This is a genomic window from Pseudomonas fluorescens, from assembly GCF_000967965.1.
Taxonomy (GTDB): Bacteria; Pseudomonadota; Gammaproteobacteria; order Pseudomonadales; family Pseudomonadaceae; genus Aquipseudomonas; species Aquipseudomonas grandcourensis.
Map to the genome: position 1 here is coordinate 1 of NZ_LACC01000021.1, position 25,671 is coordinate 25,671.

Annotated in this window: 25 protein-coding genes, 1 tRNA gene and 1 pseudogene; 4 read left to right on the forward strand and 23 right to left on the reverse strand. The window is 57.1% G+C overall.

Annotated elements, in window-relative coordinates; genetic code table 11:
• The 6 genes from VC35_RS16625 to VC35_RS16650 form a co-directional block, all read right to left on the reverse strand.
• The coding region (locus tag VC35_RS16625) for a histidine kinase dimerization/phospho-acceptor domain-containing protein (protein WP_046041574.1) at positions 1-1,845 on the reverse strand (1,845 nt) is incomplete at its 3' end.
• 89 nt (positions 1,846-1,934) lie between these two features.
• Positions 1,935-3,155: an EAL domain-containing response regulator gene (locus VC35_RS16630; protein ID WP_046041575.1), complete on the reverse strand. Its 1,221-nt coding sequence runs from the start codon at positions 3,153-3,155 to the stop codon at positions 1,935-1,937.
• A 176-nt stretch (positions 3,156-3,331) separates the two neighbouring features.
• Positions 3,332-4,486, reverse strand: coding sequence for a fimbrial protein (locus VC35_RS16635; RefSeq protein WP_185754803.1), 1,155 nt, complete (start codon positions 4,484-4,486; stop codon positions 3,332-3,334).
• An 11-nt stretch (positions 4,487-4,497) separates the two neighbouring features.
• On the reverse strand, positions 4,498-7,083 hold the full coding sequence (locus tag VC35_RS16640) for a fimbria/pilus outer membrane usher protein (protein WP_221174491.1): 2,586 nt from the start codon (positions 7,081-7,083) through the stop codon (positions 4,498-4,500).
• A 149-nt stretch (positions 7,084-7,232) separates the two neighbouring features.
• Complete coding sequence (locus VC35_RS16645; protein WP_046041578.1) at positions 7,233-8,003, reverse strand: fimbria/pilus periplasmic chaperone; 771 nt, start codon at positions 8,001-8,003, stop codon at positions 7,233-7,235.
• 94 nt (positions 8,004-8,097) lie between these two features.
• Positions 8,098-8,643: a fimbrial protein gene (locus tag VC35_RS16650; RefSeq protein WP_046041579.1), complete on the reverse strand. Its 546-nt coding sequence runs from the start codon at positions 8,641-8,643 to the stop codon at positions 8,098-8,100.
• 169 nt (positions 8,644-8,812) lie between these two features.
• On the opposite strand from VC35_RS16650, the pseudogene VC35_RS29000 reads away from it, so the two are divergent.
• A pseudogene (locus tag VC35_RS29000) lies at positions 8,813-9,267 on the forward strand (IS3 family transposase); the annotation flags it as partial.
• Positions 9,268-9,477: 210 nt separating this feature from the next.
• Here VC35_RS29000 and VC35_RS16660 read toward each other — a convergent pair.
• From VC35_RS16660 to thrS, 9 genes are all read right to left on the reverse strand, one after another.
• Positions 9,478-9,554 (reverse strand) — tRNA-Pro (locus VC35_RS16660).
• 89 nt (positions 9,555-9,643) lie between these two features.
• Positions 9,644-10,000, reverse strand: coding sequence for a MerR family transcriptional regulator (locus tag VC35_RS16665; RefSeq protein ID WP_003179985.1), 357 nt, complete (start codon positions 9,998-10,000; stop codon positions 9,644-9,646).
• Positions 9,981-10,283, reverse strand: a complete 303-nt coding sequence (ihfA, locus tag VC35_RS16670; protein ID WP_002553164.1) for an integration host factor subunit alpha — start codon at positions 10,281-10,283, stop codon at positions 9,981-9,983. Before ihfA ends, VC35_RS16665 begins: the two co-directional genes overlap by 20 nt.
• A gap of 3 nt (positions 10,284-10,286) precedes the next feature.
• Positions 10,287-12,665 (reverse strand): phenylalanine--tRNA ligase subunit beta, encoded by a 2,379-nt coding sequence (gene pheT, locus VC35_RS16675; RefSeq protein WP_046041581.1) that lies wholly within the window; start codon positions 12,663-12,665, stop codon positions 10,287-10,289.
• A 26-nt stretch (positions 12,666-12,691) separates the two neighbouring features.
• Complete coding sequence (gene pheS, locus VC35_RS16680; RefSeq protein WP_007975711.1) at positions 12,692-13,708, reverse strand: phenylalanine--tRNA ligase subunit alpha; 1,017 nt, start codon at positions 13,706-13,708, stop codon at positions 12,692-12,694.
• A gap of 109 nt (positions 13,709-13,817) precedes the next feature.
• Entirely contained in the window at positions 13,818-14,174 is a 357-nt protein-coding gene (rplT, locus tag VC35_RS16685) for a 50S ribosomal protein L20 (protein ID WP_007905879.1), read from the reverse strand.
• Positions 14,175-14,202: 28 nt separating this feature from the next.
• Complete coding sequence (rpmI, locus tag VC35_RS16690; RefSeq protein ID WP_002553160.1) at positions 14,203-14,397, reverse strand: 50S ribosomal protein L35; 195 nt, start codon at positions 14,395-14,397, stop codon at positions 14,203-14,205.
• Positions 14,398-14,457: 60 nt separating this feature from the next.
• The gene (infC, locus tag VC35_RS16695) at positions 14,458-15,009 is read right to left on the reverse strand and encodes a translation initiation factor IF-3 (protein ID WP_172668659.1); all 552 of its coding nucleotides are present in this window, start codon (positions 15,007-15,009) and stop codon (positions 14,458-14,460) included.
• Complete coding sequence (gene thrS, locus VC35_RS16700) at positions 15,009-16,931, reverse strand: threonine--tRNA ligase (protein WP_046041582.1); 1,923 nt, start codon at positions 16,929-16,931, stop codon at positions 15,009-15,011. The genes infC and thrS overlap by 1 nt, the downstream gene beginning before the upstream one ends.
• 383 nt (positions 16,932-17,314) lie before the next feature.
• Here thrS and VC35_RS16705 point away from each other — a divergent pair, with 383 nt between their 5' ends.
• Together VC35_RS16705 and VC35_RS16710 are read left to right on the forward strand one after the other, a co-directional pair.
• Positions 17,315-17,614, forward strand: a complete 300-nt coding sequence (locus VC35_RS16705; RefSeq protein WP_046041583.1) for a hypothetical protein — start codon at positions 17,315-17,317, stop codon at positions 17,612-17,614.
• A gap of 292 nt (positions 17,615-17,906) precedes the next feature.
• Positions 17,907-18,119 carry a cold-shock protein gene (locus tag VC35_RS16710; RefSeq protein ID WP_003179963.1) on the forward strand — a complete coding sequence of 71 codons (213 nt, stop codon included), beginning with the start codon at positions 17,907-17,909 and terminating at the stop codon, positions 18,117-18,119.
• 70 nt (positions 18,120-18,189) lie between these two features.
• On the opposite strand, the gene VC35_RS16715 is transcribed toward VC35_RS16710, so the two are convergent.
• Together VC35_RS16715 and VC35_RS16720 are read right to left on the reverse strand one after the other, a co-directional pair.
• Positions 18,190-18,510: an I78 family peptidase inhibitor gene (locus tag VC35_RS16715; RefSeq protein ID WP_046041584.1), complete on the reverse strand. Its 321-nt coding sequence runs from the start codon at positions 18,508-18,510 to the stop codon at positions 18,190-18,192.
• Positions 18,511-18,943: 433 nt separating this feature from the next.
• Positions 18,944-19,249 (reverse strand): hypothetical protein, encoded by a 306-nt coding sequence (locus VC35_RS16720; RefSeq protein WP_007975706.1) that lies wholly within the window; start codon positions 19,247-19,249, stop codon positions 18,944-18,946.
• Between the two features lie 132 nt (positions 19,250-19,381).
• Between VC35_RS16720 and VC35_RS16725 the strand changes: the two genes are divergently transcribed.
• Positions 19,382-19,573, forward strand: a complete 192-nt coding sequence (locus VC35_RS16725; RefSeq protein ID WP_046041585.1) for a hypothetical protein — start codon at positions 19,382-19,384, stop codon at positions 19,571-19,573.
• Positions 19,574-19,627: 54 nt separating this feature from the next.
• Here the strand turns inward: VC35_RS16725 and VC35_RS16730 are convergent, their stop codons facing one another.
• The 6 genes from VC35_RS16730 to VC35_RS16755 all read right to left on the reverse strand — a co-directional run bounded on the left by VC35_RS16730 (position 19,628) and on the right by VC35_RS16755 (position 25,661).
• Positions 19,628-20,656, reverse strand: coding sequence for a nucleoside hydrolase (locus tag VC35_RS16730; protein ID WP_046041586.1), 1,029 nt, complete (start codon positions 20,654-20,656; stop codon positions 19,628-19,630).
• A 43-nt stretch (positions 20,657-20,699) separates the two neighbouring features.
• Complete coding sequence (rbsD, locus tag VC35_RS16735; RefSeq protein WP_046041587.1) at positions 20,700-21,104, reverse strand: D-ribose pyranase; 405 nt, start codon at positions 21,102-21,104, stop codon at positions 20,700-20,702.
• Positions 21,101-22,018: a ribokinase gene (gene rbsK / locus VC35_RS16740; protein ID WP_046041588.1), complete on the reverse strand. Its 918-nt coding sequence runs from the start codon at positions 22,016-22,018 to the stop codon at positions 21,101-21,103. Before rbsK ends, rbsD begins: the two co-directional genes overlap by 4 nt.
• A 92-nt stretch (positions 22,019-22,110) precedes the next feature.
• A complete protein-coding gene (locus VC35_RS16745; RefSeq protein ID WP_046041589.1) occupies positions 22,111-23,130 on the reverse strand; it encodes a LacI family DNA-binding transcriptional regulator in 1,020 nt (339 codons plus the stop codon).
• Positions 23,131-23,133: 3 nt separating this feature from the next.
• Positions 23,134-24,111 carry an ABC transporter permease gene (locus VC35_RS16750; protein WP_046041590.1) on the reverse strand — a complete coding sequence of 326 codons (978 nt, stop codon included), beginning with the start codon at positions 24,109-24,111 and terminating at the stop codon, positions 23,134-23,136.
• Positions 24,108-25,661 (reverse strand): sugar ABC transporter ATP-binding protein, encoded by a 1,554-nt coding sequence (locus VC35_RS16755; protein ID WP_046041591.1) that lies wholly within the window; start codon positions 25,659-25,661, stop codon positions 24,108-24,110. Before VC35_RS16755 ends, VC35_RS16750 begins: the two co-directional genes overlap by 4 nt.
• Between the last annotated feature and the right edge of the window lie 10 nt (positions 25,662-25,671).

Consider the following 25,671-nt stretch of genomic DNA (forward strand, 5'->3'; position numbering starts at 1 on the left):
AATGACGATCTTGCCGCTGTCGGTGAACTTCACCGCGTTACTCAACAGGTTATTCAGCACTTGCTGCAGACGATTGCGATCACCGAGCAGCAGAGGTAGATCCGGTTGCGGACAACAGTAGAGTTCCACGCCTTTTTTTCGCGCCAGCGATACAAAACTTCTGGCCACGTCTTGTGCCAGTTCAATCAGGTTGAATTGCCCTGACTCCAATGCGAGCTGACTTGCCTCAATCTTGGAGAAATCCAGAATGTCATCGATGATGTGCAACAGGTTACTGGAGGAGTGCTCGATGGTGTTCAGATAGCCCCGCTGAGGCGGTAGCAACGTAGTGTTTGCCAGCAGCTCCAGCGTGCCCAGTACGCCGTACAGCGGGGTGCGAATTTCATGACTCATCATCGCCAGGAACGTGGATTTGGCCGCATTTGCCTCGTCGGCGGCTTCTTTCGCAGAGGCCAGCATTAACTCTGCATTCCTGCGCTCGCTGTCATCGACAAACGAACAAAACAGAACAGGCTGCTCGTTATATTGCAACTCCGCCAACGAAACATGAATGTACCGAGGTGTATTTTCATTGGTGGTGAAGGTGGTCACTCCCGTACGGTAGGGAACTTCACCGTCTGTAAACTGTATGCTCATGAAGAAGTCGCGCAGGGTTGCACGGCACCCACCCATTTCAACATACGATGCAAGCATGGCCTTGGCTTTTTCACTCTGAACCAATAATTCCCCACTTTTCCGACTGAACACACAAATACCCACCGGGGCCAACTTCAGCATCGTACGATTAAATTCTTCTCTCTCCAGGAGTTGCACTGCCTGCTCTTGCGCAGGAAGAAAAACCGCACGTCTCACATACCGCATGATAATATAGGCCGACACGACCGAGGCTAAAAAAACCAAACAACCAAACACCACCGAATAACGCATCCGCCATAACACATCATCATAGCTTGCATAATAAACAATCCAGCGCTGACCGCCGCCCAATTCTTTCTTCAGGGACAGTTTAAATACAGGGGCACCATAACTCTCAAACCCATCACCCTTACTACTCAGCGCATTCAAAAAATCACTACTACCACGCTTGCCCGGATCCGGTTCTGGAACACCACTCACGACTCGCCCGCCTTTATCCAGAATAAGGTATTTGACACCCAACTCCGGCGCCGCGGTCATTTCGCTCATTATTGATTCCTGAACTCGCGCATGAGGGATCTCTAATCCAAGCCAGGCATTGGGCATCAATCGAGGCGAAAACGATTCAAATATATATGATTTTTTCTCGCTGCCAGTCCCTAACTGAAAGACCTGCAACCCACTGCCCACATTCTTGGCCCAGTCAACACCCTGCAACTGTTCAAACACTTCCTTTAACTTATTGCCCCTGTTTGTGCCAGAGTTTAATACATAACGTGCCACACCCGCTGCCCTGTCCATATAAATGATATTGACATTCGACTCACGAAGTTCCTGACGCATCTGCGCAGACAGGTTCAAAATGCCCTTGCGACCATCAAGCGCTGAAAGGGACTCCAAATAGAAACTCTTTCTTTCCGAGGCTGAAGCGGGAGCAGCCGAACCGGGTACAAAATCGACTCCCTTAATCATTCCTGCAAGCAGCATCTCGTTTTTTTCAAAGAAGTCTCGGCTTTGGGTGTAACCATTGTTAAAATTCTTACGATACTCTGATGTTTCGGACATCACGGATGCATAAAAGTACATCGCGACAGCACCCAGCACACCGAGTACAAATGCAATAGACAAGCAACCAATCAGTTTATAAGCAAATTCTGGATCTAGAATCCAATTATTCGAAAGACATTGAGTATGCGTATGCTTGGTCATGACGAAATACTATCCGTCACACCAATCGCCTTATATGAGAGGATTCTTATAATCGGCCAAATAACAAACAGCCTGCTTTCGACACAGCCTCACCCAAGCAATAGCTGCTCCAATGCAGACTCCGCCATGGGTTTGCTGAATAGGTAGCCTTGCACGGTACTGCAACCCAGTTTTTTAAGTAACGTCAAGTCCCGAGCATCTTCCACGCCCTCTGCAACCACTTTTATATTTAGCTGCTTGGCCAGGGAAATGCTACTTTCAAGCGCGACCTGAGCCACAGGGCTTTTATGTGCACCATGAACAAAAACACGATCGATCTTGATTTCATCGAAGGGAACCGACATCAAATTCAACAACGACGAATAACCTGTCCCGTAATCGTCAATGGATAATTTGAAACCCTTTAACTTGAGCCGTGCAGCCCCCGCCAGGTAATCACTGTAGTCGTCGGTCTCGGTCGTCTCGGTCAACTCCAGCATCAGTGTCCCCGGGTCGCCTCCACAGCGCTCGACAATAGCCAGCAAACGCTCAGGAAGCGACTCCTCTGAAAGGAGTGAAACCGGAATGTTAAACGACAAGGTCAGCGGCCACCCCATCTTGCGCCACGCAGCCTGGGCCCTCAGTGCTTTCTCCAACAGCATCGAGTTCAGGTGATTGATCCAGCCCGACGAGATGATCGTGCTCAAAAATACCGAAGGCAACAAAATGCCTCTCGAAGGATGATTCCAGCGCGCAAGCACCTCGACTCCAACGATCCTGGAAGTCTCAATATCATGTTGCGGCTGATACCACGCGGTGAACTGCTTGCCGATCAACCCTTCCAGCACATCGACAGCGTCAGCGGACATTGGTGATGACGCACTGTCATGCGAAACCACTTCCAACGGGCTACGCGTGCTATCGAAACGACGCATGGCCGCACTGAGCTCGCCCGTATTGAGCGGTTTGCTCAACGCACTCAATTGCCGGAAGCCCAATGAGGTCGCCAGACGCTCTACCAACTGAATAAGCGAAGCCGGTTGCGACGAAAGCACGACGAGGTCAGGCTTTTCGTTCAGTTCCGCCAGGCGTTTGATAAACACAATCCCGTCCATGTCGGGCATGGCCAGATCGCAGATAACCAGGTCGTAGCGCTTGACCCTCAACATCTCCAATGCCTGAATACCATTCGAAGCACACTCCACCTCAACACCGATGTCTGTGCGCAGTTGTTGCGCCACGTACTCACGCTGGAAAACATGATCTTCGACCAAAAGCACGGAGGTCGACTCTGCCCTATGCAAGATGTTTGTTACATTGTCCTGACTCATTCATTGCACCTTCTGGGTACCCGTTACTGGTTAAGAATTCCCGCATGTGCCGTATCAGTGTCATGCATGCAAGATCAACATTCCCCCCAGCCTAAGCTGTGGTCTGACGGGTAAAAATGAGACAGTTCGCAATCTGGGTGGCGCCACCACCCAAGGCAGGCCCGAGCCTGCACCCTCTATTGATACTGGATGGTGAATTCGATCAGTGAATTGGCACTTCCCGCAGTGACACTGGCCTGTGTCTGGTAGTAGGCCGCGTCCAGCCCGATCTGATAATTGCCAGCCATACCGGTATAACCGGCAAAGCGTGTGTTCACGTCAAACCCCACCACCGTCCCCGTTCCCGTCGTCGTGATTTGCAACCCGATGCCAGTGGCCACACCCGTCCCCGGGGTCAACTGTGCGACACCATTCGTGCTCGCCCCGACGCTGCCACTGACCGGGTGCAATGAGAACATGATCGCGCCCATGCCCGCCGGACAACCGGTCAACGGGAGGGTGAAGCTGTGTTTTCCGGTAATGCTGCCGATTCCCTTAAACTCCGACGCTGCATGAATGCCCATGTTCACGGGCACGCTGGTCGTGGGTGTACAACCGAGTACTGGAAACGTGGATTTGAGTTGAGTCAATACAATGTTGTTAGTACCGAATACGGCCCCGTTGTATTGGATCGTAGCGGTGCCAATGGTCACACCACCTTGCGCCACGAGGGTGCTTCCCGCAGCGATGGTGCCGATCTTGACGTAGCGCGCACTGATGGCAATACCGATATCCGTTGGTTGATACGCCAGGGAGAAGTTCCAGGCCGGCGCCGAATTGTTATACGCGTTGGTCAATGGCACATCGGTGACCGGCTCATAGACCGTACCGGTGTAGTTGCCCGAGGTATCTGCAGTCCCGTAGATCGGGTGCCACTGAAACACGATACCGAGCCCGGCAACCCCGGTCTTGAAGACACTGTAAGTGACACCATCAAGTGTCAGTGATGACGGCGAAGCCAGTTGCCCGGTGCCCATGAGCTGCGGTCGCAGCACATCGCCCGTGGAGGCATAGCACCACCAGTTTCGGTAAGTTTTGCTGTACGCGGACCAATCGCCGATCCAGCCGTTGACAGGCACATCCGCAGACGTGGTGATGACGCCGCCGCCCGCGGTAATGGGAATGTTAGGGTCCAGCGCATAGCCGCCCCCGCACTGATAAGCCTGTGCGACGCCACAACTGAGGATCAACAATACCGCGAGGATCCAGCGTTGAAGATGAGTGCGAATAGCCAGTGCCTGTTTCGGCAATCTGTCAGCGGTCTGATTCATATCGGTGGTCTGCATAAGCATGATCTACCCCTTCACTGGTTCGGTTGAGTAGCCAACGCAACGTCGGCCTCTGCTGCGATGGGCTCGCACATCGCGCTGATGGCGACAGCGCTCGGCTCGTCGCTCTTGACCACTGCCGGCAATTGATAATCCACTCGACAGGCGTGCGGACTCGCGTCGCTCCACTTGACGTTCAACACGCCCTTGTCGGCTTTCAGGCCTCTCGCGAGGAGGCGACCGCCCTGGGCAACCGTACCGACGGCGCTGCCATCTGCCGCGAACACTTGCGCACCGAATGGCAGCGACTTGCCTTGCGGTGTGGTCAAGCGCAGGAACACCGCGCGACCGCTGTTGGCGGTTTCAAACTTGAGCTTGACCACCGCCCCTGCGGTCGGCGCCACTTGCTCCATGGTTGACTTCATCTCTACGTTGACGGATAAGCCTTTCGGATCGATCTCCACCTGATTGCGCGCAAAAGGCGTCAGGCTCGACACCACCGCATGGCCCCATGGGTCTACGCGCAAACCGCTGGCGTTGGTGATGCGTGCACCGACCGCATCGTCGGCCTCCACGATGGCACTGGTCTCTCCCAGGCTCGGCGTAAACACCACGCCGCCCTCGTAGGCGACGATCCCGCCAGATACGTTGGCCCCCACCTGGTTGTAGTTGTTGCTTTGGCTGACGCTGCCACTGACCCGAGCCATCGATGAGGTGTAGCTGGCATTGCCGCCCACATTGGTACTGCTCGAAGCACCATCACTGCTGCTGCGGTTGGCGTTCACCCCGTAGCTGAAATTGTTGTCCTTGCCCAAGGTGCCGCTGACCCCTTCCTGGATGCTGCTACTGCCGGTGGAGCTCTTCTGTACGGAGGTTGTCGAGTACGGCTGGTGCTCACCGGACCCGAGTGCAAAACCGACCGTCAACATCAGGGTGTTGTCCCATTTGGCATTGGTGACATCCAGCTGCCGCGAGGCCGAAACGCTGTAACTGACCTGCTTGTAATTGTTGCTGTAGCCGAATTGGTACTGCACATCACGACCGCTACGGTCCCAGTAGTCCTGGCTGCTACCTGAGGCATAGAAGCTTCCGTAGCCCTCTGGCAGACTCTGATTGACCGTGACTTGCATCTGCCCTCGACGACGCATCAGCGTGTCCCAGGTCTGGGCTGTACCCTTGCCTTCGGCATCGTTCATCATCACCGCGTCCTGCAAACCGAGATAACCACTGCTTGAATAGCGGTAGGCGGCGACGGCAATGTTGGTATTGGTAGGTGCCAGGAGTTTGCTGTAGCTCAAGCGCACGCTTCTGCCGGCCTGGTCAGGCTGATTGTTCAGTTGAGCCGCGGCATGTGTGATGTCCACGCCGAACGCGCCCAGACTGGTATTGAGCGCCATGCCACCCAGAACCGCCGAGTAACCGTCTGCCGCCTGCACACCGCCATACCCCGTGAGCATGTTGGTAAAGCCGTGCTGGAGCGTGCCTTGCATCAGCCAGGGCGCTTCGTCAACGCCCGGGTTGTCGTACTTGCCACTGGTGACGCTGTAGCGTGTGACGCCCTCGCGAACCGAGTTGACCGGTGCGGCATAAGGCACTTTGGATATGTGCACGCTGCCATCCGCTTCGGTCACCACAACCTCAAGGTCGCCACCGTAGCCAGTGGGATAAAGATCGTTGATTTCAAAAGCGCCGGGGGCAACATTGGTTTCGTAGATGAGATTGCCATTCTGGCGGATCTGTACCACGGCGTTGCTGCGGGCAATACCGTGGATGATCGGAGCGTACCCGCGCTGGGAATCGGGACGCATGCGATCGTCGGTCGCCAGTTGCACACCACGGAAACCGACGCTATCGAACATGGAACCATCGGTGTATGCCTGCCCGATCACCAACTGGCTATCGAGCGGCGCAACCGAGCGCTGTAGATTGGTCTGGATACTTTGATACTTGCCACCCAGATAAGGGCTCTTGCTATAGCTGCCATTATGGCGAAGCCGCCAGGCACCCACGTTCACGCCACCATTCAAACCCACATAGCTTTGTGTCGATGACTTGCCTGCTGAATCACTGCGATACAGGTTCGCGTTGTAACCAAGACGCGCCGCCGTCACGCCCTCATCCCAGAACTGTGGGTCGACATAACCGCGCGCACTGCGACTCATGGCGACCTGAGGCACGCTGACATCCAGCCTTTGCTCACCGAAGTCAAAGACCGCCGTCGCGTCCTGGATCAACGCCGGCAACGCCACGCATGCAGTTCCTTGGGCCAGGAGCGCGTTGGCTTGCGGGCTGAGTTTGCCGAGGTCTACGTGGATACGGTCAAGCAAATCACGGTCGAAACACGGCTGCACATCGCTCTTGTCCTCGCCCACCGCACGCAGGGTAATGTCGACCTTCGCCAGCCAGCTCTTGTTGATGTACAAATCAACCCGGTACTGCCCCGGCGGTGCGACGTTGCCCTTGGTAAAACGGCTGGTGTCGATCGCCTGCTTCCCGGTACGCAGAAAGTCATCGCTGAACTGGACTTCCTTCGCCGTGTTTGCAGGCTCGGCGGCCATTACCAGGCCACTGGTGCAAAGGGACAGCGTCAGAAGGCTGATCGAGCCTTGGCGAACGAACAAACGAGGACTCACACGGATGTGCATCGCAGTACTACCGAAATGGCAGGAACAGCAAAGCCGTCACAGCGCAACACGCTGCTAGCGTTCAGCAATTCCTTGGGTGCTTGGGAAGGCTCAGTCAGCAGCCAGTGGCTGCACGACGTCCATTGTCACTTGGCCGGGTTGGCCGCGCTGCTCAGGGTTGCATCACCCTCGGTGATACCGCCGTAATCATTGATCGCGCGGTAATGAACCTTGGCATCGACCCCCGGGGTGATCTGCCCTTTCAACGGGAAACTGCGAGTCTCGCCGGGCGCGACCATGCCACCGTCTTCAAACGTGGCCGTCTTGCCTCCACTGGAGACATCAACACTGGCGAACGATGCGTGGAAAACGGTTGGGTTGCGCACTTCAAGGGCTGCGCCACCGGCATCCCGAATCAATCGCCACGTGATGCTGGTCAGCGTGTCCCCGACATTGCCTTTGAGACCGACAGGACGGAAAAACAGTTTGATCCGCGAACGGATTGCAAGCTGAAGGAAGTTTTTATCCTCTTTATCTGCCGCAGGCTTGGGCGGAACCTCCAGAACGTTGAGCCAGAAGACCGACTCTTTATCCTTGGGCAGTGCTTCACCCGTGTAGAAAATACGCAACGTCTGGTTCCTCTGAGAGTCGAGGCGGGCCAACGGTGGAGTCACCGTAAAAGGCACGTCGATTTCGGAAGGGTCCGCATTGGCCTCTCCTTTGTCCACCCACGCCTGAATGAGTGCCGGTTCCTTGCCTTTATTGCTGATTTTCAGCGTGGTTTCGTGCTCTTGTGCGTTGTAAATAACCCGGGTTCCAGCAATCACCACCGACGCGTTTGCAGCAGTACCTGCCACCAGACCCAGCACCAACAAGCTGGCACCCAGAACGACGTGAAATTTGCTTTTGATATTCATGACCTGTCACTGATATTGCCTGAGAAGGCTGGATGAACGCGGCGACAAAAACCGCGATCATCCGGATCGATACAACGTTGGCCAGTTGCGGGCCTTAGTTGTAAACAATCTCGTACATCACGCTGGAGTTCACCGAACCTGCACCAGTGGCGCCGCTTGCGAAGTAGCGAGCGGTGTAGCTCAGCGTGGCAGCACCCGTTGCATTGGTGGTTTTCAGCGTATCGCCCTGGGCGGTGGCATTTGCACCATTGAGTGCAATCGGCGCGCTCGCGCTGTTGAGCAACTGCACCTCTACGTTAGTGGCCAGGCCGGTATTTTTCAGTCGACCGGTGGCGCCATCAATGCCGCTGCTTGCCGAACTGAAGAATGCGCGCACAGGAACCGAAGGCGAGCAACCGGTCAGCTCTATGCTGAAAGGCGTGTCGCCAGCGGTTGCTCCAGCCGCCACCAAGCTGGAGGTATGAGTCGATGGCAGGGTCACGCTAAAGTCGTTGCTACCACCGCCGTTGACGATGCAGGTATCGGCAATGAGCGCACCATTGAATGTGATCGTGCCGGTCGTTGGCGTGGCCGACGCGAACTGGGAGGCCATGGCGCTGACGGCAAAGATCGACGCGGTGAGGATTTTTGAGTTTTTCATGATGAGTTCCGCTAGAAAGAAATCGTGTCCTCGTGGACAACGAAGCCAATTTAGTCGGAGCGCTCCGATGAAAGTATCAGAGGAATCTCAAAAATGCTCATGCGAAGAAGATCATTCACCATCGACGAAATCAAAGCCATTCGCCCTGAGGGACAGGGGTGAGTCAAATGAAGGCTGGCTGTATTTGGCCGTGGTGCTCGATCTGATTTCACGCCAAGTCGTTGGCTGGTCAATGAAGTCACAAATGACTAGCGACTTGGCCATTGATGCACTGCTGATAGCAGTGTGAAGGCGTAAGCCGAAGCAGGAGGTAATGGTTCACTCTGATCAGGGCAGCCAGTACAGCAGCTCTGATTGGCGCAGCTTTTTAAAGGCCAACAACCTGGTCGCCAGCATGAGCCGTCGAGGTAACTGCCACGACAACGCCGTAGCTGAGAGTTTTTCCAGCTGCTGAAACGGGAACGAATCAAGAGAAAAATCTACACCACGCGGCAAGATGCTCGTAGTGATGTATTCGATTACATCGAGATGTTTTACAATCCAAAACGACGTCATAGTTTCAACAATCAGCTGTCACCGGTAGAGTTTGAAAAGCGTTACACAGCGAGCTTGGATCGTGTCTAGAAAACCCGGGGCGATTCAGAGTGACAAAACTCACTGTAAAAAAAACGTAAAAATTTTTACGGCCGTCCTCATGAAGCGTCTGCCAAATAAGGCATGAACTCCTACGAATACAGTGAGGATTCCACTGAAAGCCAGTCTTTTTGTAGGGGTAAAAACGCCTAAAAATAAAAAGGGGTCGCGAGATAAAATCTCGCAACCCCTTGAATTATATGGTCGGGACGGAGTGATTCGAACACTCGACCCCTAGCACCCCATGCTAGTGCGCTACCGGACTGCGCTACGCCCCGACTAGGCGTGAAACTCATCCCTCATCTCGAGGAACGCTCAAGAATATATCGCAAGCTTTTGAAAACTGGAAGTATTTAAAAGCGAGATTTTATTTCTTGAGTACCACCAGAACATCTTCGAGCTCGGCGATCATCTGGCGGATCATTTGTTTGTATTGGGTGGTGTCGTCTTTGGCTTCATCACCGGACAAGCGCAGGCGCGCTCCGCCGATGGTGAACCCCTGATCGTAAAGAAGCGCGCGGATCTGCCGGATCATCAGCACGTCCTGGCGCTGATAATACCGGCGGTTTCCGCGGCGTTTGACAGGGTTGAGTTGAGGAAACTCCTGCTCCCAGTAGCGCAGCACGTGTGGTTTGACCGCACACAGCTCGCTGACTTCACCAATGGTGAAGTAGCGTTTGCCCGGGATGACGGGGAGCTCGTCGTTATGACTTGGTTCCAGCATAAGCCTCAACTCGGGCCTTCAACTTCTGCCCTGGACGAAAGGTGACCACACGGCGAGCCGTGATCGGGATTTCTTCCCCCGTTTTCGGATTGCGGCCAGGCCGCTGGCGTTTGTCCCGAAGGTCGAAATTGCCGAAACCGGACAATTTGACTTGTTCGTTGTCTTCAAGAGCGTGCCTGATTTCTTCAAAAAACAGTTCGACCAATTCCTTGGCCTCCCGTTTATTCAGGCCCAGCTCTTCATACAGACGTTCCGCCATCTCAGCTTTCGTCAGAGCCCCCATACGTCACTTCCTTAACGTGGCGTTCAACCTTTGTTCGAGCGAGGTGAGGATGTTTTGCGTTGCGGTATTCACCTCATCGTCATTAAGAGTGCGCGATGGATGCTGCCAGGTCAAGCCGACTGCAAGGCTTTTTCTATCAGGATCAATGCCTTTACCCTGATACACGTCAAATAGCCTGAGGTCTGTCAGCCATTCGCCTGCATTTTCACGGATTACGTCCAGTACAGCCGTGGCTGCAACGTCTTTGTGAGCAATCAGTGCAAGGTCACGACGCACTTCAGGAAAGCGCGATAACTCGTGGAATTTTGGCATTTTGCCCGACGCTACTTCCGCCAGAACCAACTCGAAGACGAAGACCGAACGGTCGAGGCCGAGGGTTTTCGACAATTCAGGGTGGATCGCGCCAATGAAGCCGACCAGACGACCGTCACGTTCGATGCGCGCGGTTTGACCCGGGTGCAGCGCTGGGTGCTTGCCCGGCACGAAAGTGAACGCATCCAGGGCACCGGCGAAGCCCAGCACCGCTTCCACGTCAGCCTTGACGTCGAAGAAGTCGACGGTATCGCGCCCCTGCGCCCAGCCTTCCGGCAGGCGACTGCCGCAAACAACACCCGCCAACATCGGCTCTTGCTTAAGACCTTCGAGCTGACCAACGAAACGAAGGCCGCTTTCGAACAGACGCACGCGGTCCTGCTGACGATTCAGGTTGTGCTGAAGCGCCTTGACCAGACCCGGCCACAGCGACGAACGCATGGCAGCCATGTCATTGGAGATCGGATTGGCCAGCAGCAACGGCTCGACACCCGGATTAAACAGTTCGAACTGTTTCGGATCGATGAAGCTGTAGGTAATTGCTTCCTGATAACCACGGGCAACCAGCAGGCGGCGCAGTTCAGGCAGATCGCTACGGGCTTCTGCCTTGGCTTGCGGCGCCAGACGCGCTTGCGGGTAACGAACCGGCAAACGGTTGTAGCCGTACAGGCGTGCCAGTTCTTCGATCAGGTCGACTTCCAGGCTGATATCGAAGCGATGGCTTGGCACTTCTACACGCCACTGCCCTGCCCCGTCGGCAGTAATGGTCAGGCCCAAGGCATTGAGCAGACGCTCCACTTCGGCCGAATCCATCTCCATACCCAGCATCTGGGTAATGCGCTGGGCACGCAGGGTGATAGGAGCAATTTTCGGCAGGTGCTGTTCGCTGACGGTCTCGATGATCGGACCCGCTTCACCACCCGTGATGTCCAGCAGCAAGCCAGTCGCGCGCTCCATGGCCTCGCGGGCCAGTTGCCAGTCCACACCGCGCTCATAGCGATGGGATGCATCGGTGTGCAGGCCATAGGAACGGGCCTTGCCCGCTACGGCGATCTGGTCGAAGAAAGCGCTTTCCAGGAACACATCGCGCGTGGTCGCGGAAACACCGCTGTGCTCGCCACCCATGACGCCGGCGATTGCCAGAGCGCGGGAGTGGTCGGCAATCACCAGCGTATCGCTACGCAGGCTGACTTCCTGGCCGTCGAGAAGCACCAGCTTCTCGCCGTCTTCAGCCATGCGCACACGGATGCCACCGTTGATTTCAGCGAGATCGAAGGCGTGCAGCGGCTGACCCAGTTCCAGCATCACGTAGTTGGTGATGTCGACGGCAGCGTCGATGCTGCGCACGTCTGCACGACGCAGGCGCTCAACCATCCACAGTGGCGTAGGCCTGGACAGGTCGACGTTACGAATCACACGACCGAGGTAGCGCGGGCACGCGGCGGGCGCCAGCACTTCTACCGAACGCACTTCGTCGTGCGCGGCAGTAACCGAAGCCACTACCGGACGGACCACCGCAGCGGCGTACAGGGCACCGACTTCACGGGCCAGACCGGCCAGGGACAGGCAGTCACCACGGTTCGGGGTCAGATCGACCTCGATGCTGGCGTCTTCCAGGTCCAGATAAACGCGGAAATCCTCGCCCACCGGCGCATCGGCCGGCAGTTCCATCAGGCCGTCATTGCCTTCACCGACCTGCAGCTCGGATTGCGAGCACAGCATGCCGTTGGACTCAACGCCACGCAGCTTGGCCTTCTTGATCTTGAAATCGCCTGGCAGCTCGGCACCGATCATGGCGAAAGGAATCTTCAGGCCCGGGCGCACGTTTGGCGCACCGCAAACTACCTGGAAGGTTTCCGAACCGTTGCTGACCTGGCACACGCGCAGTTTGTCGGCGTCCGGGTGCTGCTCGGTGCTCAGCACCTCACCAACGACCACGCCACTGAAAACACCGGCGGCCGGCGTAACGCTATCGACCTCAAGACCGGCCATCGACAGACGAGCAACCAGCTCGTCGCGACTTACCTGCGGGCTAACCCAGCCACGCAGCCATTGTTCACTGAATTTCATCCTGCTCTCCTAAGAATTCGTTACGACTAGCGAAATTGCGCAAGGAACCGCAAGTCGTTGTCGAAGAACAGACGCAAGTCGTTCACGCCGTAACGCAGCATGGCCAGACGCTCTACGCCCATGCCGAAGGCAAAGCCCGAGAACTCTTCCGGGTCGATACCGGACATGCGCAGCACGTTCGGGTGAACCATGCCGCAGCCCATCACTTCCAGCCAGCCGGTCTGCTTGCAGACGCGGCAGCCTTTACCGCTGCACATCACGCATTCCATGTCGACTTCAGCGGATGGCTCGGTGAACGGGAAGTACGAAGGACGGAAACGCACCGCCAGTTCCTTTTCGAAGAACACCCGCAGGAACTCTTCGATGGTGCCTTTGAGGTCGGCGAAATTGATGTCGCGATCGATCAGCAGGCCTTCGACCTGGTGGAACATCGGCGAGTGGGTGATATCGGAGTCGCTGCGGTATACACGGCCTGGGCAGACGATGCGGATCGGCGGTTGTTTCGACTCCATGGTGCGGACCTGTACCGGCGAGGTATGGGTGCGCAACAGCATGTTCGCATTGAAATAGAAGGTGTCGTGCATCGACCGGGCCGGGTGGTGGCCTGGGATGTTGAGCGCTTCGAAGTTGTGATAATCGTCTTCGACCTCAGGGCCTTCGGCGATGCCGTAGCCAATACGGGTGAAGAACTGTTCGACGCGTTCCAGAGTGCGGGTGACCGGATGCAGTCCACCGGAGGTCTGACCACGGCCAGGCAGGGTCACGTCAATGGACTCGGCAGAGAGTTTGGCAGCCAGATCGGCTTCTTCAAACAATGCCTTGCGCGCATTAAGGACCTCTGTGACACGTTCCTTGGCAACGTTGATCAGCGCACCGACCTGCGGGCGCTCTTCTGCCGGCAAATTCCCCAGGGTCTTCATCACCTGAGTCAATTCACCCTTCTTGCCAAGGTAGTGAACCCGGATTTGCTCCAGGGCATTGATATCTTCAGCGCTTTGCACAGCCTCTAGGGCTTGAGAGACGAGCGCATCCAGGTTTTCCATGTACAGACTCCAGATACAAAATAGGGGAAGAGCTTGAAGGCTCTTCCCCTATTTATGACGTTTAACACCTGGCCCCACAGATGCGAGGCCGGGTAACTGTCGGGGGTACTTAAGCCAAGGTGGCTTTAGCTTTCTCGACAATCGCAGCAAACGCCGCTTTTTCGTTCACTGCCAGATCAGCCAGAACCTTACGGTCGATCTCGATGGACGCTTTTTTCAGGCCGGCGATGAAACGGCTGTAGGACAGACCGTTGATACGAGCACCAGCGTTGATACGAGCGATCCACAGAGCGCGGAACTGACGTTTTTTCTGACGACGGTCACGGTAGGCGTATTGGCCTGCCTTGATTACCGCTTGCTTGGCAACACGGAATACGCGGGAGCGTGCGCCGTAGTAGCCTTTAGCAAGTTTCAGAATTTTTTTGTGACGCTTACGGGCAATGACGCCACGCTTTACACGAGCCATGAGTTACTTCCTCTATTCTTGACTAAAATTAACGAAGGCGCAGCATGCGCTCGACTTTTGCCACGTCAGACGGATGCAGCAAGCTGCTACCGCGCAGTTGACGCTTACGCTTGGTCGACATTTTGGTCAGGATGTGGCTCTTGAAAGCGTGCTTGTGCTTGATACCGTTAGCAGTTTTCAGAAACCGCTTAGCAGCACCACTTTTGGTCTTCATTTTTGGCATGTTCGGATACTCCGCATTCAGTTGATAAACATAATCAGAAGGCCTGCCGTGCCCTGTTGATTACTTCTTCTTTTTCGGGGCGATGACCATGATCAGCTGGCGTCCTTCCATCTTAGGATGCTGTTCGACCGAACCGTACTCGAGCAAGTCACCTTCAACTCGCTTGAGGAGTTCCATCCCCAGCTCCTGGTGGGCCATCTCACGGCCGCGGAATCGCAAGGATACCTTGGCCCTGTCCCCATCACTCAGGAAACGTACCAGGTTGCGCAGTTTTACCTGGTAATCCCCTTCCTCCGTCCCTGGACGAAACTTGATTTCTTTAACCTGAATCTGTTTCTGGTTTTTCTTGGCCGCAGCAACCTGCTTCTTCTTTTCGAAGATCGACTTGCCGTAGTCCATCAGTTTGCAAACAGGGGGTACTGCATCGGCGGAAATCTCCACCAGATCCAGCTTGGCCTCTTCAGCCTTAAGAAGCGCGTCTTCAATTGACACAATCCCAAGCTGTTCACCTTCAGCCCCAATTAACCGAACCTCGCGTGCCGAGATATTCTCGTTGATCGGGGCTTTCGGTGCAGCTCGTTTATCTTGTCTCATTTCACGCTTAATAATAATTACTCCGAATCTGGGCGACCACGCCGGGAAACCGCTTGCGCGAGAAACTCAGCGAACTGGGCGACGGGCATCGAGCCCAGGTCAGCACCTTCACGAGTACGCACAGCGACAGTCTGCATCTCGACTTCCCGATCTCCGATAACCAAGAGATAAGGAACCTTGAGCAAAGTATGCTCGCGGATTTTAAAGCCGATCTTTTCATTTCTCAAGTCAGACTTGGCACGAAATCCGCTTTCGTTGAGGGTTTTTTCAACTTCAGCGGCAAAATCGGCCTGTTTATCAGTGATATTCATCACCACTGCCTGGGTCGGCGCCAGCCACGCAGGGAATGCACCCTCGTAGTGCTCGATCAGAATTCCGACGAAACGTTCGAAGGACCCCAGGATCGCCCGGTGCAACATGACCGGGTGCTTGCGGCTGTTGTCTTCGGAGACGTATTCGGCTCCCAGACGGACAGGCAGGTTAAAATCGAGCTGCAGGGTACCACATTGCCAGACGCGACCGAGGCAATCTTTCAGCGAGAACTCGATCTTCGGACCGTAGAACGCACCCTCGCCCGGCTGCAGATCGTACGGCAGGCCCGCGCTATCAAGGGCTGCGGCCAGCGCAGCTTCGGCGCGATCCCAAAGCTCGTCGGAACCGACGCGTTTTTCCGGACGAGTGGACAGCTTCATTTCGACATCTTTAAAGCCGAAATCGGCGTAGACGTCCATGGTCAGCTTGATAAACGCGGCGGACTCGGCCTGCATCTGCTCTTCGGTGCAGAAGATGTGGGCGTCGTCCTGAGTGAACGCGCGCACGCGCATGATGCCGTGCAAGGCACCCGATGGCTCGTTACGGTGGCATGCACCGAACTCGGCCAGGCGCATCGGCAGCTCGCGGTAGCTTTTCAGGCCCTGGTTGAACACCTGCACGTGGCACGGGCAGTTCATTGGCTTGATCGCGTAGTCGCGGTTTTCCGACTGGGTGGTGAACATGTTGTCGGCGTAGTTGGCCCAGTGCCCGGATTTCTCCCACAGGCTGCGGTCAACGACTTGCGGCGTCTTGATCTCCAGGTAGCCGTTGTCGCGCTGAACCTTGCGCATGTACTGCTCGAGCACCTGGTACAAAGTCCAGCCGTTCGGGTGCCAGAACACCATGCCCGGCGACTCTTCCTGGGTGTGGAACAGGCCCAGGCGCTTGCCGATCTTGCGGTGGTCGCGCTTTTCGGCTTCTTCAATGCGCTGGATGTAAGCCGCCAGTTGCTTCTTGTCCGCCCATGCGGTGCCGTAGACGCGCTGCAATTGCTCGTTCTTGGCATCGCCGCGCCAGTAGGCGCCGGACAGCTTGGTCAGTTTGAAGGATTTCAGGAAGCGGGTGTTCGGCACGTGCGGACCGCGGCACATGTCGACGTATTCTTCGTGATAGTACAGACCCATGGCCTGCTCGTTCGGCATGTCTTCGACCAGGCGCAACTTGTAGTCTTCGCCACGGGCCTTGAACACTTCAATCACTTCGGCGCGCGGAGTGACTTTCTTGATCACGTCGTAATCTTTCTCGATCAGCTGCTGCATGCGCTGTTCGATGGCCGCCAGGTCGTCCGGAGTGAAAGGACGCTCGAAGGCGATGTCGTAATAGAAACCTTCATCGATGACCGGACCGATGACCATCTTGGCAGTCGGGTACAGCTGCTTGACCGCGTGGCCAACCAGGTGGGCGCAAGAGTGGCGAATGATCTCCAGCCCCTCTTCATCCTTTGGCGTGATGATTTGCAGCGACGCGTCGCTGTCGATGATGTCGCTGGCGTCGACCAGCTTGCCATCGACCTTGCCGGCAACGGTGGCCTTGGCCAGGCCTGCACCGATGGATGCGGCGACCTCGGCTACGGAAACCGGGTGATCGAATGAACGTTGACTGCCGTCGGGAAGAGTAATAGTTGGCATGGCGCCTCCTCTCCTAGTGGTGACCCCTACCAAAGGTCACGTGGGTTGGGATGAGCCAGTACAAGATCCGGTCCAGGCCATTCAATGACGAACGCCTGCCTTACAGCGGCAGGAGCCTTGCGGCCAACCGGAAAACCGAACCAGAGTGACTGGGATTCAAATCAGGGTTAATCGTGCATCTGCCGCCACCGGGACTGAAGGTCCGTCGGAGCCTGCAAACGCCCGAGCGGGGCATGCTAGCACAGATGAACGGTTGTCGACTTGCACGCATTCAGGCCGTGAAGATTTCCTCACTTTTCAGGCGCCGAGTGAACTTGAGATATACGAGCCGCCTCAAATTGACTGAGAATCGCCACAGATATCGACCCCAAGGAGTTCCTGTCATGCGCCTTACCCGTCTTTTTGCCATTGCCGCCCCGCTTGCCCTGCTGCTGCCACTGAGCGCCCACGCTGCCTGGCCAGCGGGCCTGAAAGCCAAATACATGACAGATTGCTCGGCGGCTGCCAGCAAAAGCATCAACCCGTCCGAAGCACAAAAGCACTGCGCGTGCGGCGCCGACGTCCTGGACAAGAAATTCACCACGCAAGAGATCGCGCAACTGATGGACCCGAAAACACCGCCATCAAACGAATTGGCGCAGCGTGCACTGACCGAAATCTCCGTGTGCAAAGCCAAGAAATAACGCGTTCAAGTAGAGGTTTTGAAGGTTTCGAAGGCCAAAATCAGCCCAAAAACCGCTGATTCACATAATTTATGCAGCTTTTATGGCTTTTTTTAATCGCCCCTTTTCAGGCGCAAAGCCGCTTAAACCGGGGCCTTCAGCCATTCAGCGCAACGAAAAGTGTGCGATAGCAGAGCAAACAGCTCGCCCGGGGGGCTCCCAAAGCGAACATTTCGACTATGATACCCGGGTGTGCCCAGTTGGCCTGAGCAGCACAGTACTACTGAAAATATATGTTTCTTGGAGATACACCATGTCTAATCGCCAAACCGGCACCGTTAAATGGTTCAACGATGAAAAAGGCTTCGGCTTCATCACTCCTCAAGGTGGCGGTGACGACCTGTTCGTACACTTCAAAGCTATCGAAAGCGACGGTTTCAAAAGCCTGAAAGAAGGCCAGACTGTTTCCTTCGTGGCTGAGAAAGGCCAAAAGGGTATGCAAGCTGCTCAAGTTCGCCCAGAGTAATTTCCAGGCGCACTAAAAAAACCCCGTCCATGTGACGGGGTTTTTTATGGGTGAAACAAAAGCCGAACGATCAGCCGCAGTTGACGCGGGTCACTACCCGGCTGGCATCGGTGTTCAGGTTCAGGCGATCGGAACGGTACTCCAGCGTCACCATATCGGTTGGCAGCAGGAACCGTGCACTTTGCGCCCCTGCCCGGGTACGCGCCTGCTCAAGCAGTTGCGGCGATGCCTGTTTGCCGATGGTGAACTCGGCAGCCTTTGCCTCACAACGACTGTGACCCGTGTCAGTCGTAGCAACATCCGGTGTTGCCGACTCCGTAGAGGGAGTGCTGCAACCGGCCAGTGTGGCAACGGCCAACAAAGTACCCAATGACGCGAGCTTCCAAGGCATGAAGCCTCCTTATTCAATGATTAAGCTGAGATCGTGCGACAACCAGACTCGCGTTTGGTTTCACAGGGAGCACTAGGGGGCGTTCTCAATTAGTTTCCCTACCGCGCCGGGTCTGCTGTTGTGCAGGGCAAGGCGTGAGAAGTGCAGTTTGGTCATTCCAAATCAGCTTCGAGCAACACAGCCCTGCACAACAGCAGGCCCGGCCCTTCGGGCTGTGCCTTAAAGCTGGCCATGCTGCGTTGCAGGCCTTGGAAAGGGAACAACCATTCCCAGCGGCCTACGCCTTGCCTGGCCAGCTTTAAGGCGACAACGCGGTGGGGAAACTAATTGAGAACGCCCCCTAGCACCCTGCCCATGATCCGGACGAGCCGCGATTCTGCCTGAGCGTCGCCCTGCCCTTAACCACTGAATCGTGACTGAATATGAACGACGCTCAATAGACGTCGATGTAGTCGTAAGGAGGATTGGGCCAGTTCTCTTTCAAGGCATTGAAGATTTGCATGACCCAGACTTCATCGCTGGCCGCGACCCGCCCGACATAACCGGAGCCCTTGGCCCAGGTTTCGAGCCGGAACAACAACCCGTCGATATCGGTGCCACCCACGACACCCGAGGAAATGTAGGCAATGCCGCCTTTGGTGACTCGCAACTGGGTGTGCTCATCGTCACTGGCGCCGGCCAGCAACTGACGCACCGCCTCAAGAGTCAGGCCATCCGGGGAGTTCAAATCGATCTGCACAGCGTGTTCCTTGAATATTCGTCAGAGACCAAGTGTCGCACAGCCCTCCTTTACTGCCTAAGTCGACGTGTCAAAAGCCCCGCAAAATGGTTAACTCGGCACTCAGACTTCCCCGACCTCACGAGCGCCATCATGACCACCGTAAGCATCGACGCTGACATCAAGGCCAAGTGGCAAGACGGCCACAGCTCCTACAGCCCCAGCAGCACGGAAGAGCTCGCCATTATCGGTATCGACCTTCTGGTCAGGGACCTTGGAACCGAAGCCGCCCAATCGTTCATCGAGCAGATTTTCGAGAAACATCTATCGGACCAGAAGACCTAAGCGGTTAGCGCGAGGGAGTGAAGCCCGCAGGCAAGCACCTGCGGGAGGTGATGCTTACTTCAGACGGGCCAGGCGCTCGGTCAGCAGATCGAAGAAGCCCTGGGCGTCGCCGCTTTCTACCCAAAAGGCGTTCTTTGGCGCATTCAAGCCGTCGTACCAGTCGACGATGGTTTGTCCAAAGGTCGGTCCTTCGCGGCTGTCGACCACCACGTTGACCGAACGGCCGCTGAACAATTGCGGCTTGAGCAGGTAAGCGACAACCGTGGCGTCATGCACCGGACCGCCTGGAATGCCGTAGTGCTCCATGTCGCCCTTGATGTACTCATTGAGAATGTCGCTCACCAATCGGCTGGCATTGTTATTCAGCGCGGCAATCTGTTGTAGGCGCGCTTCGCTGGTAAGGATCTTGTGGGTCACATCCAGCGGCAGGTAGGTCAGCTTCACACCGCTCTTGAGCACCACTTCGGCCGCTTGCGGGTCGGCGAACAGGTTGAACTCGGCCACTGGCGTGATGTTGCCGCCGTTGAAGTGCGCACCGCCCATGACCACCACTTCCTTGATGCCCTGAACGATACCCGGCTCCTGGATCAGCGCCAGGGCCAGGTTGGTCTGCGGGCCAAGCATGGCGATGGTAATGCTGTGGGGCTCGGCAGATTTCAGGGTATCGATCAGATAGGTGATAGCGCTGCCCTTGGCCAGACCCTTCTTGGGCTCATGCACGGCAATGCCCGACAACCCTTCCTTGCCATGAATGTCCTCGGCGTAGATGGGTGTGCGCATCAGGGGCCTGGGCGCCCCCGCATAGACCGGAACCTCTTCGCGCCCCGCCCACTCCCGTGCCAGTCGCGCATTACGCGAGGTCTTGTCCAGGCGAACGTTGCCGGCAACGGTGGTCAATGCCCGAACATTCAGTTCGTCTGGCGATGCCAGGGCGAACAACAGGGCAACAACGTCGTCAGCCCCCGGATCGGTGTCGATGATCAGGTTGATCTTTGGTGCCGCGTGGGCGCTGGTTGCGGTCATCAGGGTCAAAAGCAGCAGGCTCCGGAGCAGTGGGTGCAGTTTCTGAGCATAGCGATACATGGCGCACTCCTTGTGCATGGGACATCAAAACGCGGACAGCCAGTCAAAACGTAACGCCGGCGACCAGCACAATGTTGCAGTACGGCTGGCATTCGCCTGTACGAACAATCGCCTTCGCTTGTCGGCTCAAGACCTTGAATTGTTCATGGGTGAGCAACTCACGACGACCCAACACGCCTTCGCCGTTCAGCTCTTCCAGCGCGACCAGGGCTGACGGCTTTTTATCGAAAATTTCCTGAGCCAGCACGTGGCTTTCGACCTGCATCTCACTGAGCACGACCTTCAAGGTGCTGACAAAGTCCGGAATGCCATGGGTCAAGGCCAGGTCGATCAATTCAACGCCCGTTGGAACCGGCAGGCCCGCATCCCCGATGACGACCAAGTCGCCATGCCCCAATGAAGCGATCAGCCGCGACAGCGCAATGTTGAGCAGAGGTGTCTTTTTCATGGAGTTTTAAACGCCTGTACATCGCTCAAGGCGGGAATCGAAGGTTGCGCGCCGGCACGGGTGACCGACAGTGCCGCAGCCACTTGCCCGAAGCGGATCGCCTGTGCCTCATCGTTACCCGCCGCCAGTGCCGCAGCGAAACCGCCGACGAATGTATCGCCAGCCGCCGTGGTATCGACAGCCTTTACCACGGGCGCGGGAAAATGCTCGAAGCGTTGGCCATCGGTAAACAGCGAACCTTGCGCACCGAGGGTGATGATCACCTTGCCGGCGCCCAAGGCAATCAGGCGGGTCGCCGCGGCTTGCGCGGTGTCCAGGGAGTCCACCGACAGACCGCTCAGGGCCGATGCCTCGCTCTCGTTGGGAATCAGGTAATCAATAGACGCGTACCAGTCCGGTGGCAGCGGGCGGCTGACCGGTGCCGGATTGAGGATGACCGTCTTGCCCAGTTCGCGGCCGCGCTTGAGCGCATGACCAACAGAAGCATCAGGTACTTCCAGCTGGCAGATGAGCACGTCCGCCGCGCGTATCACCGAATCAAAACGGTCAATGGCTTCAGCGGTCAACGCCCCGTTGGCACCGGGGACGATCACGATGGTGTTCTGACTGCTGTCGTCGACCACAATCAACGCCACGCCGCTGGAGCCGTCAATGGTGCTCACCGCCTGGCAATCGATCTGTTCGGCCAACAGCGCCCCGCGCAACGCCTCACCATAAGCGTCATTGCCCACGCAGCCGATCATCGACACCTGGGCCCCCAGCCGCGCCGCAGCCACGGCCTGGTTGGCACCCTTGCCGCCGGAGACGGTGGTAAACGACTGACCGATCAGCGTTTCACCGCCCTTGGGCAAGCGTGGTGCCCGGGTCACCAGGTCCATGTTCAAACTGCCTATTACCACTACTTTTGCTGGCATACATTGCTACTCATCGATTCTGTTTCGGCGGCGCTGTTGATTCAGCGGCTTTCTGTTTTCAACGGCTCTCTGCTTTCAACGGCTTTCTGTTTTCAACGGAAGTAGGCAAACACGCCGGCCAGCGGCGCCGTCGATTCACGTATGACAATACTCGGCGTCACGATCCGCTGATCGGTCGCCAGGCCCGGCGTGGCGATTCGCCGCAAAAGCACTTCGGCGGCCATTTCGCCGAGCTGCAGGATCGATTGCCCGACCGTGGTCAACGACGGGTAGACATAGCGACTCATCTGGATATCGTCGAAGCCGATCACCGACAACTCGCTCGGCACGCGAATGTTGCGCTCGGCGGCGGCCCGTAGCACGCCGATGCCGATCATGTCGTTGGCGGCAAAAATAGCGGTAGGCGGATTGCTTGCCAGCAGAATCGCGGCGGCGCTGTAACCGCCGGTGCTGGTGAAATCGCTTTCCAGCGTGCGCTCGGGAGAGACTTCGACGCCCGCCTCCTTCAAGGCCCGGCGATAACCCGCCAGACGCATCTGCGCCACACTGGTGTTTTCCGGCCCGCTGATGGTGGCGATATCCCGGTGCCCCAACTCCAGCAGGTGCCGGGTCGCCAGGTACGCGCCGTATTCATGGTCGATGCGCACCAGGTCCGCATCGACACCGTCCAGTCCTCGGTCGACGATCACCATGGGCGTACGGACGCCTTTCAGACCTTGTACCAGGCCACGGTCGCCACCGGCCGAGGCGACGATCAGGCCGTCGATGCGTTTTTCCAGCAGCACACGCAGGTAACTGCGCTGTTTGTCCGGATTGTCGTCGGAGTTGCACAGGATGACGCAGTAACCGTTTCGCTCGCAGTAATCCTCGATACCCCGGGCCAATTCGGCGAAATACGGGTTGAGGCTATTGGGCACCAACAGGCCGATGGTCGCCGTGGTCTTGGCCTTGAGCGAACGGGCCACGGCACTGGGGACGTAGTCGAGGGTCTGGATTGCCGCCTCGACCTTGATCCGGACTTCTTCACTGACCGGGCGGGTCTTGTTCACCACATGGGAAACCGTGGTGTAGGAAATGCCGGCAAGGGCTGCCACATCTTTGATGGTCGCCATGACTCAGGTCCGCCGGCTTGCGCGTTGACTGCGATAAGTGTCCAGCACCACCGCCACCACGATCACCGCGCCGGTAATGATGCGTTTGGTCGGCTCGGTTGCCCCGATCTGCGCCAGCCCCGCGGCCAGCACGGAAATGATCAGGACGCCAAAAAAAGTGCTGATCACCGAACCGCGCCCGCCCATCAGGCTGGTCCCGCCGATCACAACGGCGGCGATCACTTGCAACTCAAGACCGGAGCCAGCATTCGGGTCGGCGGCTTCCAGGCGAGAAATCTGGAACAACGCGGCAATACCGGCCAGCAACCCCATCAGGCTGAAGACCAGGATCTTGTATGGCTTCGGATTGATCCCCGCCAATCGCACGGCCTCTTCGTTGGTGCCGATACCGATCAGGTAGCGACCGAACACCGTGCGGGTCAACACGGCCTGGGCGACGAAAATGATCAGCAAGGCGATGATGAACGACGGCGAAATGCCAAAGGCAATCGGATTGGACAACCAGGCGAACGCATCGCCGATGTAAGCCGTACGCGAACCGGTCATCTGGTACGCCACCCCACGGGCCATTTCCAGCACGCCCAGGGACACGATAAACGACGGAATCCGCCAGGCCACAGTGATCGAACCGGTGATGGTACCGGCGAGCGCCGCGACGGCCATGCCCAGCAGCGCCGCCGGCAGCACGCCCCAGCCCCAGCCAAGAATCGCCACGCTCACGGTCGAGGCCGCCAAAGCCAGCACCGAACCTACCGACAGGTCGATACCACCGATGATCAGCACAAAGGTCATGCCGACCGCCAGCACCATCAGGTCCGGAATCTGGTTGGCCAGGGTGCTGAACGTATCGTAGGACAGGAAATGACTGCTCAGCACCGAGAACAGCACGATCATCGCCAACAAGGCCCCCGCCAGGCCCAGATAGGTGCCCAGACCGTAGAAGTTGCCACTGCGTTTGCCGGCGAAAGAAGCGGTATTCATGGAAGATCCCTAGGCGCGGCTTCAAAGAGCTGCGCATCACGTTTTTGGTAGCCGGCGAAAGCAGCGGCGAGCAACTCATCCTGGGTCCAGTTGTCGCGATCGAATGTATCGATCAGCCTCCCCGCCGAAAGCACGCCGATCCGGTCGCAGATCAACATCAGCTCGCGCAAGTCGCTGGAGACCACCACCAGCGCCTTGCCCTGGCGGGTCAATTCACCGAGCAGGTTGTAGATATCGAACTTGGCGCCGACGTCGATGCCGCGGGTCGGCTCGTCGAACAGCAACACCGAGCAATCGCGCTCCAGCCAACGGCCGATGACGACTTTCTGCTGATTGCCGCCGGACAGCTCGGACACCAACTGTGCCGGACCGGAGCTGCGAATGCGCATGGCGTCGATCTGACGCTGGGCCAAAGCGTTTTCGCCATCGTTGTCGACAAAGCCCGCGCTGGAGATGCCAGGCATGTTGCCCAAGGCGATATTGGCGCCGATCGATTGGGTCAACAAAAGGCCTTCGCCCTTGCGGTCTTCGGTGATCAAGGCAATGCCATGACCGACCGCGTCCACTGGTGAACGGATACTGACGACCTGCTCCGGCGAACCCAAGGCAATCGTGCCACTGTCGGCGATATCGGCACCGAAGATCAGACGCAGCAACTCGGTGCGCCCCGCGCCGATCAAACCGGAAATCCCGAAAATCTCTCCAGCACGGACTTCGAACGACACGTCGCGAACCTTGTCGGCACGACTCAGGCCCTTGACCGTCAACACCGGAGCGCCAATCTTGCGCGCCCCCATATCGATGTGTTCGCCGAGCTCGCGACCGACCATCAGCGTGACCAGTTGCTCGCTGTTGTAGTTGGCCATCGGCTCGACACAGACCAGGTTGCCGTCGCGCAGCACGGCAATGCGCTGCGCGACCCGCGCCAGTTCTTCGAGGCGATGGGAGATGTAGATGATCGATACGCCGCGCGCCTGCAGGCGGGTGATCTGCTCGAACAGCATTTCGACTTCGCGGGCAGTGAGCATCGCGGTCGGCTCGTCGAGAATCAGCACATGACAATCGCCAATCAGGTTGCGGGCGATCTCGACCATTTGCTGGTGGCCGATGCCCAGTTCGCCGACCAGTGTATCCGGGTCAATGGCGTCGAGCCCGACATGAGCCATGGCCTCGATGGCAGCCTTGCGCAACTGCTTGCGACTGATCCACCCGCCCTTGCTGGGCAGGTTGTCGAGAAACAGGTTTTCCGCCACCGACAGGGTCGGCAGCAGATTGAGCTCCTGCATGACCATGCGGATACCCAGCGCTTCAGCCTGAGCCCGGCTACCCGGACGATAGTCCTGCCCCTGAAACTGCATCTGGCCGGTGGTCGACGTGACCAGCCCGCCAATAATTTTCGATAGCGTGCTTTTGCCCGCACCGTTCTCGCCGGTCAACGCCAGCACTTCCCCGCGCATGAGCGTCAGGTCGATGCCGGCCAGGACCGGTTGGGCGTAGGTCTTGCCGATACCGCTGACCGAGAGGACAGCGTTCGGAGCGCAAACTGACATAAAAACTCTC